Genomic DNA, 14,773 nt, shown 5'->3' with positions numbered 1-14,773 from the left:
CGCCGAAACGCTGAATCATCCTCTCAGCCAAGGCCAGACCATGCTGCGTGAACGCGGCGTGGTCTAGGCGCCGAGCAGCCGCTCCACCAGCATGCGCTGGGCCGGGCCCTCGCCGCGCTGCAGGCCGGGGTGAAGCCCGTCCAGCACGCGTACGCCCTGCGCCGCCGCGAGGTCGCGCGCGAGGCCGGGCGGGGCCACCAGCGCATCGCCCGGGGCCATGATGGCGGGCCCCTCCGGCGGCGGCTGGTCCGGCAGGTCTAGCCTCTCCCAGGCCCAGCCATGCGCGGTGACCCAGCCCTGGCCGGCCTGCGCGCAAGGTTCGGGCCGCATCGCGCCCAGGCCCTCGCGCAGCATGGTCAGCGTGCCCTCCTCCAGGCCGGCGAGGCCGGTGTCGAGCCAGAGGCGCGGCTGGCGCACCCCGGGGAAAGTGGTGGCCAGGGACAGCCCCGCCGCGGCCGCATCCCGCGCGGAGAGCGGCAGGTCGCGGCTGATGGCGAGCAGATGCGCGAGCCCGGCCTGCGGTCCGTGGACATAGGCGTGCTCCAGCACGGCGGCGTAGGCGGCGGCGACGCGGTCCGGGTTCAGCTCCCGCAGCGCCCAGCGCCGGGCGGCTTCGCCCATCTGGCTGCGCAGCGCCGCGTCGCGGCCGATCTCGAGCAGGGCGGCGGCGAGTTCGGCGGTCTCGGCCGGCTCACCGATCAGGCGGCAGCCGGAGGCTTCCATCTCCGCCATCGCGCCATGCCGGTTGGAGATCAGCGGCCGGCCGGCCATCAGCACATCCTTGGCGGCGGCGGAGGTCTCGCCCCGGCTGCCGCGCCGCAATTGCACCGCGAGGTCGCAGGCGGCGAGCCAGGCCTGGTAGATGCCGGGCGGCACCCGCCCCGCCACGCTGACGCGCCCGGCCAGGCCCTGGCGCTCGGCCGCGGCCATGAGGGCCGTGCTGCCATCCTGCGCCTCGCCCACGAAGACCAGGCGCGCGGCGGGCACGGAACGGGCCAGGGCGGCGAAGCCGGCGAGCAGGCGTTCGGGCAGCTTCTGCGGCGTGACGATGCCGAAGGAGGCGACGATCAGCTCCTCCTCCGCGACGCCGAGCGAGGCCCGCGCCGCCTCGCGCGAGGGCAGCAACACGGGCTGGCGCATCAGCGGCAGGACATGGGCGTGCGCGAGGGCGGCATTGCCGTATTGCATCTCGAGGAGCCAGCGCGCATGGCCGGAATGCAGCACGAGGGCGAGCGCCTCGGCCATCGGCCCTGCGCTGCCGGCCAGCTCGTAGGGGGCGAAGAGCGCGGGGTAGCCCTCTTCGCGCACCACGCGCGTCGTCCGCGGCTCGGCCGCATCGGCGCGGCGGTCGAGCCAGTTGCGCAGGTCGGTGATCGCGGCCTCGTGCAGCGTGACCACACCCGGGATGCGCGGCAGCAGATCCTGCAGGATGCGCGTGTGCATCGGGTTGTTGCCGATGTGATAGAGCACGCGGTCGAAGCGGCCGCCCTGTTCGGCGAAATCATCCTCGCTCATCCAGGGCAGGCGCCCGGTGAGCGGCCCTTCCGGCCGGACCGCGCTGACCACCGTCACCGCGTAATGCGCGGCCAGCGCGGGGGCGAGTTCCGCCGTGTAGTCGGCGATGCCGCTCGGCGTCGGCGGCAGGGGGGAGATGACCGCGAGGCTCTTCTTGCGCCCCAACCGGCCCTTCGGCGCCACGGGGCGGGCGCGCTCGAAGGCGGCCCAGGCCTCCGCCGCTACGCGGTCCCAGCTGAAATCGCGCGCGCGGCGCGGGCCATAGGCAGCGAGGTCGGCGCGCAGCTCGGGCGCTTCCAGCAGGCGCTGCATCAGGCGGGTCAGCCCCTCGGCATCCTCCGGGTCGAACAGCGCGTCGCTGCGGGCCAGCACCTCGGGCAGGGCGGAACGGTTGCTCGCGATGCAGGGCGCGCCGCAGGCCATCGCCTCCAGCAACGGCAGGCCGAAGCCCTCGGCCAGCGAGGGCATGACGAAGAGGCCCGCCGCCGCATAGAGGCCGGGCAGGTCGCGGTCCGGGATGAAGGGCAGGCACACCATTTCGCCCTCGGCCACGCCGGCGCCGCGCGCCATCTCGCGCAGGTGCGGCGGGTTCACATGCCCGATCGCCAGGCGGTGGCGGGCCCGCAGCCCCTCGGGCAGCGCGGCATAGGCGCGCAGCAGCAGCCCTTCGTTCTTCCGGAAATCCCCGGCCCCCAGGTAGAGCAGGTAGCCCTCGGCCAGGTCGTAGCGCCGCAGCAGCGCCTCACGCGCAACCGGGTCGGGCGGCGGGGGCGCGAAGCCGGGCGAGGCGCCGCCGCCCACCACCACCACGCGCTCCGGCGGCAGGGACAGATGGCGCAGCACCTCGGCGCGCGTCGCTTCGGAATTGGCGAGCAGCGGCGCGCAGGCGGCGAGTTCGTCCAGGCACCGCGCATACCAGGGCACGAGGCCGGCCTCGCGCCAATGCCCGTCGAGATACATCTCGCGCAGCGTCATCGGGATCAGGTCATGCACGGTCGCGGCGATGCGCGGCCGCTCCAGCTCCGCCGGCCAGGTGGTGACGACATCGTGCCGCAGCCCCTCGAAGACCGAGCCGAGATGCAGCAGGTCCGGGGCGGCGGCGCTCACCGCCTCGGCGCGCAGATGCTCGGCGAGGCGGCGCAGCGACGCCTGGGGATGCTGCCCCGCGGCGCAGCCCGGCGGCGCGGTCCAGCGCCGGATCCCCTCCGGCCCAAGCAGCGGGGCGAATTCCGCCGCCAGCCGCGCCGCCGAATCCGCGAGGCGCAGATTGAGCAGGATCTGCACCTCGTGCTGGCCGCGCCCGCGCACCAGGGCGCGCGCCAGTTCCAGGCTGTAGCGGCCCAGGCCCGCATGCCGCGCCGCCCCCTGCACCCCCTGGAGGTCCAGCATAAGGCGCATCGGGCGCTCAGCCCTTGCGCGAGGTGACGAGGCGCAGCGCCGCCCGCCCCGCCTCGCCGCCCGGCAGCGGGGTGGCGGGCTCGGTCGTCTCGGCGCGCAGCCGCGCCTCCAGCGCCATCAGGCGCGTGGGCGAGAGGGCGTGCGCGGCGCCGCCCTCGGGCAGCATCACGGATTCGATCATGGCCAGCCGTGCGGCCATGTCGCCCTCGGCGGCCCATTGCAGCGCGGCGATGCGGATCGGCGGCACGCTGCGATCCTCCATGCTCAGCGCGATGCGGGCCATGCCCTCGGCATCCGTCCGGATCTGCAGCGGCAGCAGCAGCGCGCCGCCGCCCTCCGGCAGGTCGGTCAGGCCGCCGGGATGGCGCAGCCGGCCATGCGCGCCGGCGCGGACATGCAGGTGGAGCAGCACGCGGACCTCGCCCGCCGCCTCGAGGGGCAGGGCGAGGCGCAGCGCCGGATCGGCCGCCAGGGCACTCACGCCCTGGCCATTGGCCGTCTGGCTCCAGCCCTCGGCGAGCAGGGAAAGCCAGTCCTGCGTGGCGGCGGCGGCGCCAAAGACCACGGCGCGCCCGGGGACGAGGCGCCCCGTCTCCTGCGCGGCGGCGGTGATCTCGCTCAGCGCCACGCGGATCGGCCGGCGTTCGCCGTCCGGCGGCGGGTGGGTCGGCCCGTCCACGACGAGGCGCAGCGTGGCGGGGCCGGCCGGCACGTCCAGCGCCAGCATCGCCTCCTGCCCGGGCTCAACCTCGGCCCATTGCAGCGGGCCGTCGCCCAGCGCGATCCCGGTGCGGTTTTCCATGGCCCAGGGGGCGGCGCGCAGCCGGAACCAGAGCCGCAGCGGCGCCGCGCAATCGAGATGCAGCGTGCCCGAGGTGCCGATGAGCCAGGCGCCGGGCGCCTCCGGCGGCTCGAAGCCCGCGCCGAGGACGAGAAGGTCCCCCACCGCCGCGCCGGGTGCGAAGAGGAGGCGTTGGCCGGGGGCCAGGCGGGGCGGTTCCGGTGCCGCCCGCTGCGGGGGCGGCGCGGCCAGGCAGCCCGAAAGCTCCTCCAGGAAGTGGCGCGTCACATCCGGCCAGCCGCGCGGCGTGAAGCCCTCCCGCAGCTTCGCCTCGGCGGCGGCCAGCGCTGCGCGGTCGGTCACGAAGTGTCGCACCCGGGCAGCGATGTCGCGCGGGCTATAGGCGTCGATCGGCTCGGCGAAGCCGCCCGCCGCTTCCGGCGTGGCGCCCTCGAGGGCGGCGAGGCAGAGCTTGCCCAGCGCCAGGGATTCGCCCACCGGCAGGCCCCAGCCCTCGGTGAAGGAGGGGAAGATGGTGAAAAGGCAGCCACGATAGAGCCCCTCCAGCTCGGGGTCTGACACGCCATGCACGAGGCGCACGCGCCCGCCCAGGAAGCGCGTCGCCTCCAGCTGCTCCATCAGGTCCGTCACGCGCCAGCCGGGCCGGCCGACCAGCACCAGCGGCGGCGGGTCCAGCCCCTCGCGCAGCAGGATCTGCCAGGCCTGGAACAGCGCCAGGTGGTTCTTGCGGGATTCGATGGTGCCGACGCAGAGCACGTAGTCCTGCCCCTGCAGGTCGCGCACCGCCTCGGGGAAGGCGAGCGCGTCGGGCTTGTCGGGCGGGCTGATGCGATGGGCCAGCGGCACCGGGCGGATCGGGATGCTCGGCGCCTCGATGGCGGCGAGTTGCCGCCCCAGCTCGCGCGCGGTGAATTCCGAAATGGTCAGCGCGAAGTCCCAGAGGGTGGCGCCCTCCTCCAGCCCCTGGCGGAAGGCGGCGACCGTGCCTTCGCTGGTGTGTTCGGGATGGCTGAGGGGGATGAGGTCGTAGATCAGCACGCCGATCCGCAGCCCCGCCGCGCGCAGCCGCGCCAGCGCCGAGGGCACGCCCGCCCAGAACCAGAAGGCGCCCATGATGAAGAAGACGCGCGCCGAGGGCAGGTGCGTCGGTCGCGCGCGGTCCATCGCGCCATGCACCAGCGCCTCGGCGCGGAGCGCGTCATGCGGCTCGTGCAGGCAATAGGCGATGATGGCCGCGATGTCCTCGCGCGCCAGGGTCCAGAGCGGGCCGAAGCGCTCGGCCAGGAAGACGAAGCGGGCCTGCTCGGCCGCCACCGGGTCGGCCAGGATGCCCTCGGCCAGGCCGAGCTGGACGCGCTGGATACCGGTGGCGCGGCCGGTGTCGCGCACCATGGTCAGCAGGTCGGTCACGTCATGCAGCTGGGGGCCGCCGGGCGTTCCCTCATCCGGGGGGGCGCCGCCGACGCGGCGGATCGCCTGCCAGTTGCGCCGCTCGGGCTCCAGGCGGAAGGCCTCGCGCGCGGCGGCGATGGCGGCGTTGCGCCGGCCGGCCTGGAGCAGCGCCTCGGACAGGGCGCGGTGGGTGGCGGGATTTTCCGGCGCGCGCGCGACATCGAGCTCGGCCTCGCGCAGGCGTTCGAGCGCCAGGCGCTCGCGCTCCGAGATCTGGCGGGCCGTGACGCCGGCCGGCCGCGGGCGGATCTCCACGCCGGCCAGGGCCGCGAGTTCTTCCGCCGCGTGGTTGACGGGCGCCAGCTGGTCGGAGAGCGCATAGGCCGCCGCCGCCTCCTCCAGGCGGCCCTGCAGCTTGAGCGCATGGCCGAGCTGGAGCGCGATGTCGTGGTCGCGTGGCCGGCGTTCCTGGGCGGTGCGATAGGCCTGCTCGGCCGCCGGCAGGTCACCCGCTTCCTTGCGGGCATGGCCGAGCTGCACCCAGAGCGCCGCGTCATCGGGGGCGAGGGCGAGGTAGCGTTCGTAATGGGCCGCGGCCTCGGCCCAGTCGCGCCGGTCGCGCGCGGCATCGCCGTCGCGCCGCGCCGCCAGCGCGGCCATGCGCTTTACCGCCCGCTCCCGTTCAGCGGCACGCCCGGCCAGGAAGCGGGTGAGAAAGGCGAATGGGTTCAAGCACGTGCTCCGGGGGATGTAACTTCAATCCCCCGGAGTGGCGCGCCCCGTCAAGCGCGCCGGGGCTTGGTCCGCCATTCTCCGGCTGAGCCGCGCCAACATTCGCCCGCGCGACTCAGCTACAATTCGCCCGCGCGGCTCAGCCGCGACGATTCACCAGCGCGTCATAATCCTTCATCAGCGTCTCGGTGATGGCGCCGGGCGTGAAGTCCTGCGTGCCGATGCGCCGCACCGGCGTCACCTCGGCGGCGGTGCCGGCCAGGAAGACCTCGCTCGCCTTGGGCAGCTCGTCCGGATGGATCACGCGCTCCACCACCTTCATCTGGCGCTTGCGGGCCAGGTCCATCACGGTGCGGCGGGTGATGCCGTCCAGGAAGCAGGTGGGCTTGGGCGTGTGCACCTCGCCATCCATCACGAAGAAGGCGTTGGCACCGGTGGCCTCGGCCAGGTCGCCCTTCCAGTCGAGCATCATGGCGTCGTCGGCGCCTTCATCCATGGCGGCCTCCTTGCTCATCGTGCCGATCATGTAGAGGCCGGCCGCCTTGGAGGCGGTGGGTGCGGTCTCGGGATGCGGGCGGCGCCACTTGGCCATGGCGAGGTTCACGCCCTTCATGCGCTGCTCCACGCCGAAATAGGCGCCCCACTCCCAGACGGCGATGGCGAGCTGCACGGTGGTCGCCTTCGCGGCCACGCCCATCTCCTCGGCGCCGCGCCAGGCGATCGGGCGGACATAGGCGTTGGTCAGGCCATTGCGACGAATCGTCTCGTTGCACGCATCATCAATCTGCTGTGCGGTATAAGGGATCTCGAAGCCGAGGATCCGGCCGGACTGGAGCAGGCGTTCCGTGTGCTCGCGCAGCTTGAAGATCTCGCCGCCGTAGCAACGCTCGCCCTCGAAGACGGCGGAGGCATAATGGAGGCCATGGGACAGGACGTGCAGCTTCGAATCGCGCCAGGGGCGGAATTCGCCATTCCACCAGATCACGCCGTCGCGATCATCGAAGGGAACCAGGGCCATGTCTTTCCTCCTTGGCGCCGTAAGAGACCCGAACGGAACGCCGGGGGCGGAATGGGCGCATCATCCTGTCGTTTTCCCGTGCCCATGTAGAATGACCGCAAAAAATGTGTCAATGAACCTGACCGAAAATGGAATCATGGCTGCCATGCCGGAAACACTGAAGTCCGAACTCGCCCGCCCCGAAACGCCCCGCCTCGAGCCATCCCGGGCGGAGCCCTCCCGTGCGCCGGGCGGCACGCGCAGCCTGCTCTTCCTGCGCGAGGAGGAGCTGCGCCTGGCGCAGGACCTGCTGTATTTCGGCTACCGGGACTTCACCGCCGGGGCGGACCGCATCCTCGCCACCCTCGGCATGGGCCGCGCGCATCACCGCGTGCTGCACTTCGTCGGCCGCGCGCCGGGCATCAAGGTGGGTGAGCTGCTCGCCATCCTGGACATCACGAAGCAGTCGCTCGGCCGCGTCCTGCAGCCGATGATCGAGGATGGCTATGTCCATCAGGCGCCCGGCGTCACCGACAAGCGCCAGCGCCTGCTGAGCCTGACCGAGCAGGGTGCCGCGCTGGAGCGCCGCCTGTTCGACGCGCAGCGCGAATGGGTGCTGCGCGCCTATCGCGAGGCGGGGCCCCAGGCGGTGGAAGGCTTCCGCCAGGTGATGCGCGGCCTGATGGGCCCCGAGGCGCGCGCCCAGTTCGAGGCACTGGAGCGCAGCGCCGCGCCCGGCCGCACCACGCCCACCTTCTCCCCCAACCCCGCCCCGCGCTTCGAGACCCGAGGAGGCTGATCCATGGCCGAGACGAGTGCCGACATCCTGGTGGTGGATGATGACGCGCGGCTGCGCGCGTTGCTGCAGCGCTTCCTGACCGAGCAGGGCCACCGCGTCGCCGTCGCCGGGGACGCGACCGAGGCGCGCGCCGCGATCGAGGCGATGGCCTTCGACCTGCTGGTGCTCGACGTGATGATGCCGGGCGAGACCGGGCTGCAACTGGCCGAGCATCTGCGGCGTGAGGGGCATGAGACGCCCATCCTGATGCTGACCGCGCGCGGCGCGCCCGATGACCGCGTGGCGGGCTTCGAGCACGGCGCGGATGACTACCTGGCCAAGCCCTTCGACCCGCGCGAGCTGGCGCTGCGGATCCGCACCATCCTGCGCCGCGCGGCGCCCCGCGCCGCCCCCGCCGCCCTGCCCGAGGGCCCGATGCAGCTGGGCCAGCGCTGGTTCGACGCCGAGCGCTGCGAGCTGCGCGGCCCCGACGGCACCCAGCGCCTGACGGGCGGCGAGGCCGCGCTGCTCACCGCGCTCGCGCGCCGCGCGGGCGAGGTGCTCTCGCGCGAGGAGATCGCGGTGGCGCTCGGCACGCCCGATGCGGGAGAGCGCAGCGTGGACGTGCAGGTGACGCGCCTGCGCCGCAAGATCGAGGTGGACCCGCGCGAGCCGCGCTTCCTGCACACCATCCGGCACAAGGGCTATGTGCTGAGACCGGGCCCATGAACCAAGGGCCCATGAACCAAGGGCCCATGAGCGAGCGGCCATTGGGCCAGGGACCCATGGGCCAGGGCCCGGTGAGCCAAGGCCTGGCGCGGCCCGTCGCGAAGCGGCCGGACAAGTCGCTGCTGCGGGGCCTGGGCGGCCTGCTGCCGCGCGGCCTGCTGGCCCGCACCCTGCTCATCATGCTGCTGCCGCTGGTCGTGCTGCAGGGTGTCGCGCTCCAGCTCTTCTATGGCGGGCATCTCGACGTCATCTCGCGCCGGCTCTCCGCCGGCCTCGCCGGCGATGTCGCCTTCGTGGCCAATCTGGTGGACCAGGTGCCCGAGGCGATGCGAGGCCAGATCCTGCGCGAGGCCAATTGGCGCCTCGGCCTCTCGCTCGGCTTCGAGCCGGGGCAGCTGCTCGGCACGCCGCCCGCCCGACCCGCCTGGATGCCCTTCCTGCCGCTGGAGGAGGATCTGGACCACGCGCTGCGCGAGCGGATGAGCTTCACCTTCGACGCCGACTGGCACAGCGACCCGCAGGCCATCGTCATCCGCGTGCAGACCGGCACGGGGCTGCTCTCGGTCGAGGCGCCGCGCAAGCGGCTGTTCAGCACCACGCTCTACGTCTTCGTGCTTTGGCTCGTCGGTTCCGCCCTGCTGCTGGCGGGCATCGCCATCCTTTTCATGAAGAACCAGGTGCGCGCCATCCGCCGCCTCGCGGAAGCCGCGGAATCCTTCGGCCTCGGGCGCGACACCGCCCCCATCAAGCCCGAGGGCGCGCGCGAGGTGCGGCAGGCGGCGCTGGCCTTCAACGCCATGCAGGGCCGCATCCTGCGCTTCGTCAGCCAGCGCACGGAGATGCTGGCCGGCATCAGCCATGACCTGCGCACGCCGCTCACGCGCATGCGGCTCGCCATCGCCATGCTGCCGCGCTCGGCCGAGACGGCGGAGGATCTGGAGGCGCTCAACCAGGACCTCGAGGAGATGGAGCGCATGGTCGAGACCTACCTCGCCTTCGCCCGCGGCGAGGGCATCGAGGCGCCGCGCCCGGCCGACCTCGTGGAGCTGGTCGAGGAGATGGCCGCCAAGTCCCGCCGCAGCGGCGCGGATGTGAGCGTGAACCTGCCCGAGGCGCTCACCTTGCCGTTGCGCGCGGATGCGCTGAAGCGCGCGCTGGGCAACCTGCTCGACAATGCACGGCGGCACGCGAAGCGCATCGCCATCGCCGTGGCCGAGGTGCAGGAGGCGGGGCGCCACTGGGCGGAGCTGACCGTGGACGATGACGGCCCCGGCATCCCGGCGGCCGACCGCGCCGAGGCCTTCCGCCCCTTCAGCTCGGGCTCGGCCACCGGCACCGGGCTCGGCCTCGCCATCGCGCGGGACATCGTCCGCGCCCATGGCGGCGAGATCCTGCTGGAGGAGAGCCCGATGGGCGGGCTGCGCGCGCGGATGCGCCTTCCGGTCTGACCGCATGGCAGGGCTGCGCGCCGCGCCCTGACGGAAGGCCGGCGGCGAAGCCAGATGACTGACACATCCGGAGGGGTTGGCGCAGATGGCGCAAAAGCAGCTTCACCTGGGCGCTTTCATGCGCCCCGTCGTCATTCACACCGGCGGCTGGCGCTATCCCGGCGCCTGGCCGGATGCGAATTTCAGCTTCCCCAAGCTCAGGACGCTCATCCAGGCACTGGAAGCGGCGAAGTTCGACGCCTTCTTCATGGCGGACCACCTGGCCCTGCTGAACATGCCGGTGGAGGCGCTGCGCCGCAGCCACACCGTGACCAGCTTCGACCCGCTGACGCTGCTGCCCGCGCTGGCCGCCGTGACGGAGCGCATCGGCCTGATCGCGACGGCCAGCACCACCTACAACGACCCCTATCACGTCGCGCGGAAATTCGCCTCGCTCGACCACATCTCGAACGGGCGCGCGGGCTGGAACCTGGTCACCACCGCCAACCCCGATGCCGCGCAGAATTTCGGCCATGACGAACACATGGCGCATGGCGAGCGCTACAAGCGCGCGCGCGAATTCTACGACGTGGTGACCGGCCTGTGGGACAGCTTCGCCGATGACGCCTTCATCCGCGATGCCGAGAGCGGGATCTTCTGGGATCCCGCGCGGATGCATGTGCTGAACCACAAGGGTGCCGAGCTTTCGGTGCGCGGGCCGCTGAACGTGGCCCGCCCGGTGCAGGGCTGGCCCGTCATCGTGCAGGCCGGCGCCTCCGAGGCGGGGCGGCAGATCGCGGCCGAGACGGCGGAGATGGTCTTCGCCGCCGGCGGGCCGATCGCCGATGCGCGCGCCTTCTACGCCGATGTGAAGGGCCGCGCCGCGGCAATCGGCCGCAACCCGGATCACCTGAAGATCCTGCCTGGCGCGCTCGTCGTCGTCGGCGCGACGCTGGAGGAGGCGCGGGAGAAGCGCGCGCGGCTCGACAGCCTCGTGCATTACGAAAGCGCGCTGGGCGCGCTCTCCATCGCGCTCGGCGTGGATGCGCGCGGCTTCGACCCGGACGGCCCGCTGCCCGAGATCCCGGAGACGGAGGGCGGCAAGTCGGGCCGCGAGCGCGCCATCGCCATGGCGCGGCGCGAGAACCTGACCGTGCGGCAGCTGGCGCAGCGCCTCGGCGGCTATGGCGGTGCCGCGATCGTCGGCACGCCCGGCAGCATCGCCGACGAGATGCAGGAATGGCTGGAGACCGGCGCCTGCGACGGCTTCAACGTCATGTTCCCCTATGTGCCGGGGGGCCTCATGGATTTCGTCGGCGAGGTTGTGCCGGAGCTGCAGCGGCGCGGCCTGTTCCGCACCGAATATGCGGGCACGACGCTGCGCGAGCATCTCGGCCTGCCGCGCCCGGCCAATCGGTTCTTTCCGTAGGCGATCGGGCCCCGGCTACTCGACGCGGCCGATGCGCTGCACGGCGCGCACCAGGCGCGCCGAATCCTCGACGAAGAAACGCGCGAAATCCGGCGCGTCGAGATAGCGCGGGGGCGAGCCGGCGGTCTCGAAGGCGCGCAGCAACTCCGGGTCCTGCATGGCGAGGCGCAGGCTCTCGCGCAGGCGGAGCTGGATCGCGACGGGCGTGGCGGCGGGCGCGAAGAGGCCGGCCCAGATGTAGAACTCCACTTCCGGAAAGCCCGCTTCCATGAAGGTCGGCACATCGGGGAAGGCGGGCGCGCGCTCGCGGCCCCAGCAGGCGAGAACACGGACCCGGCCGGACTGCACATGCTGCGTGACCGTGCCAGGGGCGGTGGCCAGCGCCTGGATATTGCCCGAGAGCAGCGCGGTGATGGCCGGCCCAGCGCCCTGGAAGGGCACGTGCAGCAGGCGGATCTGCGCGGCGGAGGCGAACATCTCCATCGCCACATGCAGCGTGCCATAGGCGCCGGAGGAGCCGTAGGGGATGTCTCCCGGCCGGGCGCGCGCGGCGGCGACGAATTCGGCGAGGTTCGCCCAGGGCGCATTGGCGGGCACGGCCAGCACAGTCGGGTCGGCGTTGACGAGGCCGATCGGGGCGAACTGGTCCACCGTATAGGGCGGCGGGCGGCCGAAGAGGCGCTCGGCCTCCGGAATCACGGCGAGCGAGGAGAGCGCCATGAGCAGCGTCTGCCCATCCGGCGCGGCGCGCGAGACGAAGCCGGAGCCGATGGCGCCCGCGCCGCCCGGGCGGTTCTGCACGACCACGGGCTGGCGCAGGTTGCGCTCCATCGCGGCCGCCACCGGGCGTGCCGCCAGGTCGGCCTGGCCCCCGGGCGGGAAGCCGACCACCATGGTGATGGGGCGGGTGGGAAAATCGACGGTCTGTCCCGCGGCGGGGCCGCCAAGGGCGGCGGTGCCGGGCAGCAGGGCCAGGAGGCCGCGACGGTCCAGCCTCATGCTGCGGCGGCGGTGTCGCGGTCTTCGGTCAGGCGGGCGGATTGCTGCGGCTGTTCATCCCGCGGCGGCTCATAGAAGGCCGCGGCGCGCTGCGCCTGCTCCGGCAGGGTGCAGATCTGCGTCGCCGTCAAAGGACGACGGCGCAGCATGGGCAAGGTGCTGGGTCCGCGCAAAGTTGTTCCTCCCACCGAAGGTTGTCACGCAATAGTCGCAATTGCCGGTTTAGGCCACTCGATTCTCAAGCATTCCAATTCCGGGAACCTCGATCCGCACCACATCGCCGGAGGCGAGGAAGCGTGGCGGCGAGAACCCGATCCCCACGCCCACCGGCGTGCCGGTGGCGATGACGTCGCCCGGCTCCAGCGTGATGCCGGCGCTGATGGCCTCGATCAGGGTGGGAATGTCGAAGATGAGGTCGCTGACCGAGGCGTGCTGCCGCTGCTCGCCATTCACCCAGGTGGTGAGGGTGAGCTTCGCGGGATCGGGCACTTCATCGGCGGTGAGGATGGCGGGGCCCATGGGGCAGAAGCTGTCCAGCCCCTTGCCCAGCACCCATTGGCTGTGGCGCTTCTGCAGGTGGCGCGCCGTCACGTCGTTGATGATGGTGTAGCCGAAGACGTGCTTCAGCGAATCCGCCTTGGCGATGCCGCGGCCGCCTTTCCCGATGACGACGCCGAGTTCGCCCTCGTAGTCGAGGCCGCCGGTCGGATCGAGATGGCCGAGGATGGGCTCGCCGGTCGCGATGATGCTGGTGTGCGGCTTGCTGAACACCACGGGGAAGGGGGGCACCACGTCCTTCGCGCCGCCGTCGAAGCCGGAGCCGGCGAATTCCTTGGCGTGCTCATGGTAGTTCTTGCCAACACAGAACACGTTCTTCGGCGTGCGCGGAATCGGCGCCAGCAACCGCGCCTCGGGCACCACCGGCGCATCGCCGATGGCCGGCATGCGTCCCGAGGCGATGAGGCCCAGCATGTCGCGCGGCAGGGAGGAATCGACGGCGGTGATGTCGCGCACGGCACCCGAGGAATCGAGGGCGCCGACGCGGGCGCCCATGCCATCGGTGAACGTCACAAGCCGCACGTGTCATGCCCCCGTCACAATGAGTGGCGGGGGTGAAGCATCTTTTCGCGGACGTTACAAGACGGGTGCGGCGGGGGACTGGAACGCGATTTCCAGGGCCCGCGCCCCGCGGAAGGCCAGGTCGTCGCGGTAGAGCGCGGCGGCCACCTGCACCGCCCGCGGCATGCCCTCGGCATCCAGGCCGACCGGCACGGAGATGGCGGGCTGGCGCGTCAGGTTGTGGCTGAAGGTCCAGGGCGCCCAGTCCCGCCAGAGCGCCATGCGTGGATCAATCGTCGGCTGGTCGGCGGCGAAGGCGGCGGTCGGCGTGCAGGGCGTGAGCATCAGGTCGTAGCGCTGGTGGAAGCGCGCCATGGCGTGCGCCGCCTCGATCCGCAGCGCATCGGCGCCGAGGAAATCCACCGCGCTCATCCGTCCCTCGGCCTCCGCCACCTCTGCGATGCCGGCATCGAGCAGCGCGCGCTTCTCCTCCGGCACCGAGGCCACGAGGCGGGAGAGTGCGACCCCCCAGACCCGGCCGAAGATGGCGCGCGTGTCGGGCAGTTGCGGGTCGGCTTCCTCGACGATGGCGCCGGCGGCTTCCAGCGCGCGGGCGGCCGCCATCAGCGCGGTCTCGCCCTCGGCGTCCAGCGGCGCATCGAAGCCCAGGCGGCGGACGAGCGCCACGCGCATGCCGGCCACGCCATCCTCGATGCCGTCCCGCCAGTCGCGCTTCTCATCGGGCAGGCAGAAGGGGTCGCGCAGGTCATGCCGGGACATGGCGTTCATCATCAGCGCCGCGTCGCGCACGCTGCGCGCCATGGGGCCGGCGACAGCGACATTGGCGAAGGCGCCGAGCGGCCATTGCGGGATGCGGCCGAAGCTCGGCTTCACTCCCACCACGCCGCAAAAGGCGGCCGGGATGCGGATGGAGCCGCCGGCATCCGTGCCGATATGCAGAGGGCCGAAGCAGGCCGCCGCTGCCGCCCCCGCGCCGGAGGAGGAGCCGCCCGGCGTGCGCTCGCGATTCCACGGGTTCCGGGTGATGCCGTGCAGCGGGCAGTCGCCCGGCGATTTCCAGCCGAATTCCGTGGTGGTCGTCTTGCCGATGATGACGGCGCCGGCGAGCTTCAGCCCAAGCACCGAGGGGGAATCCTCGGCGGCGGGCGTGGCGTCGGTCGTGCGGCTGCCGCGCCGGGTCGGGAAGCCGGCCACATGCAGCAGGTCCTTCACGGTCACCGGCACACCGTCCAGCGCGCCCATGGGGCGCCCGGCGGCCCAGCGCGCCTCGCTCTCTCCCGCCTGCTGCAGGGCGCGCGGGTTGAGCGCGGCAAAGGCATTCACCCAGGGGTTCATCCGCGCGATTCGCTCGGTGACGGCCTTCAGGGCCTCGACGGGGGAAAGGGCGCGGCGGGCATAGAGGGCGAGAAGCGCCTCGGCTTCCATCAGGGCGGGGTCGGTCTGGGTCATGCATGCAGAATGCGCCGCCCCGCCGCGCGCGTCACGGGGGCTGGGC

The 14,773-nt window shown here is 72.6% G+C and carries 11 protein-coding genes; 4 read left to right on the top strand and 7 right to left on the bottom strand.

What is annotated here, in order from left to right:
* Nucleotides 1–63: 63 nt before the first annotated feature.
* The 3 genes from R9Z33_RS22605 to R9Z33_RS22595 form a co-directional block, all read right to left on the bottom strand.
* Nucleotides 64–2,913, bottom strand: a complete 2,850-nt coding sequence (locus R9Z33_RS22605; RefSeq protein ID WP_318648834.1) for a glycosyltransferase — start codon at nucleotides 2,911–2,913, stop codon at nucleotides 64–66.
* Nucleotides 2,914–2,920: 7 nt separating this feature from the next.
* Nucleotides 2,921–5,839, bottom strand: a complete 2,919-nt coding sequence (locus tag R9Z33_RS22600) for a glycosyltransferase (protein ID WP_318648833.1) — start codon at nucleotides 5,837–5,839, stop codon at nucleotides 2,921–2,923.
* A gap of 139 nt (nucleotides 5,840–5,978) precedes the next feature.
* The gene (locus tag R9Z33_RS22595) at nucleotides 5,979–6,857 is read right to left on the bottom strand and encodes a branched-chain amino acid aminotransferase (protein WP_318648832.1); all 879 of its coding nucleotides are present in this window, start codon (nucleotides 6,855–6,857) and stop codon (nucleotides 5,979–5,981) included.
* Nucleotides 6,858–7,002: 145 nt separating this feature from the next.
* On the opposite strand from R9Z33_RS22595, the gene R9Z33_RS22590 reads away from it, so the two are divergent.
* The 4 genes from R9Z33_RS22590 (at nucleotide 7,003) to R9Z33_RS22575 (ending at nucleotide 11,199) form a co-directional block, all read left to right on the top strand.
* On the top strand, nucleotides 7,003–7,635 hold the full coding sequence (locus R9Z33_RS22590) for a MarR family winged helix-turn-helix transcriptional regulator (protein ID WP_318648831.1): 633 nt from the start codon (nucleotides 7,003–7,005) through the stop codon (nucleotides 7,633–7,635).
* A gap of 3 nt (nucleotides 7,636–7,638) precedes the next feature.
* Nucleotides 7,639–8,343, top strand: coding sequence for a response regulator (locus tag R9Z33_RS22585; RefSeq protein WP_318648830.1), 705 nt, complete (start codon nucleotides 7,639–7,641; stop codon nucleotides 8,341–8,343).
* Nucleotides 8,344–8,399: 56 nt separating this feature from the next.
* Complete coding sequence (locus R9Z33_RS22580) at nucleotides 8,400–9,791, top strand: ATP-binding protein (protein WP_450104031.1); 1,392 nt, start codon at nucleotides 8,400–8,402, stop codon at nucleotides 9,789–9,791.
* Nucleotides 9,792–9,909: 118 nt separating this feature from the next.
* On the top strand, nucleotides 9,910–11,199 hold the full coding sequence (locus R9Z33_RS22575; protein WP_318648828.1) for an LLM class flavin-dependent oxidoreductase: 1,290 nt from the start codon (nucleotides 9,910–9,912) through the stop codon (nucleotides 11,197–11,199).
* A 15-nt stretch (nucleotides 11,200–11,214) separates the two neighbouring features.
* On the opposite strand, the gene R9Z33_RS22570 is transcribed toward R9Z33_RS22575, so the two are convergent.
* From R9Z33_RS22570 to R9Z33_RS22555, 4 genes are all read right to left on the bottom strand, one after another.
* A complete protein-coding gene (locus tag R9Z33_RS22570; RefSeq protein ID WP_318648827.1) occupies nucleotides 11,215–12,198 on the bottom strand; it encodes a Bug family tripartite tricarboxylate transporter substrate binding protein in 984 nt (327 codons plus the stop codon).
* The gene (locus R9Z33_RS22565) at nucleotides 12,195–12,347 is read right to left on the bottom strand and encodes a hypothetical protein (protein WP_318648826.1); all 153 of its coding nucleotides are present in this window, start codon (nucleotides 12,345–12,347) and stop codon (nucleotides 12,195–12,197) included. The genes R9Z33_RS22570 and R9Z33_RS22565 overlap by 4 nt, the downstream gene beginning before the upstream one ends.
* A 73-nt stretch (nucleotides 12,348–12,420) precedes the next feature.
* Nucleotides 12,421–13,278, bottom strand: a complete 858-nt coding sequence (locus R9Z33_RS22560) for a fumarylacetoacetate hydrolase family protein (protein WP_318648825.1) — start codon at nucleotides 13,276–13,278, stop codon at nucleotides 12,421–12,423.
* Between the two features lie 54 nt (nucleotides 13,279–13,332).
* Nucleotides 13,333–14,727, bottom strand: a complete 1,395-nt coding sequence (locus R9Z33_RS22555) for an amidase (RefSeq protein ID WP_318648824.1) — start codon at nucleotides 14,725–14,727, stop codon at nucleotides 13,333–13,335.
* Nucleotides 14,728–14,773: the final 46 nt, after the last annotated feature.

The sequence above is a fragment of the Sediminicoccus rosea genome (assembly GCF_033547095.1).
Taxonomy (GTDB): domain Bacteria; phylum Pseudomonadota; class Alphaproteobacteria; order Acetobacterales; family Acetobacteraceae; genus Roseococcus; species Roseococcus rosea.
Note: the sequence above shows the minus strand (reverse complement) of the source record. Positions and strands in the feature narration are given on the sequence as shown.

Coding starts and splice junctions, on each gene's coding strand:
- R9Z33_RS22605 (WP_318648834.1), bottom strand. CDS start 2,913: ATGCGCCTTATGCTGGACCTCCAGGGGGTGCAGGGGGCGGCGCGGCAT.
- R9Z33_RS22595 (WP_318648832.1), bottom strand. CDS start 6,857: ATGGCCCTGGTTCCCTTCGATGATCGCGACGGCGTGATCTGGTGGAAT.
- R9Z33_RS22590 (WP_318648831.1), top strand. CDS start 7,003: ATGCCGGAAACACTGAAGTCCGAACTCGCCCGCCCCGAAACGCCCCGC.
- R9Z33_RS22585 (WP_318648830.1), top strand. CDS start 7,639: ATGGCCGAGACGAGTGCCGACATCCTGGTGGTGGATGATGACGCGCGG.
- R9Z33_RS22580 (WP_450104031.1), top strand. CDS start 8,400: ATGGGCCAGGGCCCGGTGAGCCAAGGCCTGGCGCGGCCCGTCGCGAAG.
- R9Z33_RS22575 (WP_318648828.1), top strand. CDS start 9,910: ATGCGCCCCGTCGTCATTCACACCGGCGGCTGGCGCTATCCCGGCGCC.
- R9Z33_RS22570 (WP_318648827.1), bottom strand. CDS start 12,198: ATGAGGCTGGACCGTCGCGGCCTCCTGGCCCTGCTGCCCGGCACCGCC.
- R9Z33_RS22565 (WP_318648826.1), bottom strand. CDS start 12,347: ATGCTGCGCCGTCGTCCTTTGACGGCGACGCAGATCTGCACCCTGCCG.
- R9Z33_RS22555 (WP_318648824.1), bottom strand. CDS start 14,727: ATGACCCAGACCGACCCCGCCCTGATGGAAGCCGAGGCGCTTCTCGCC.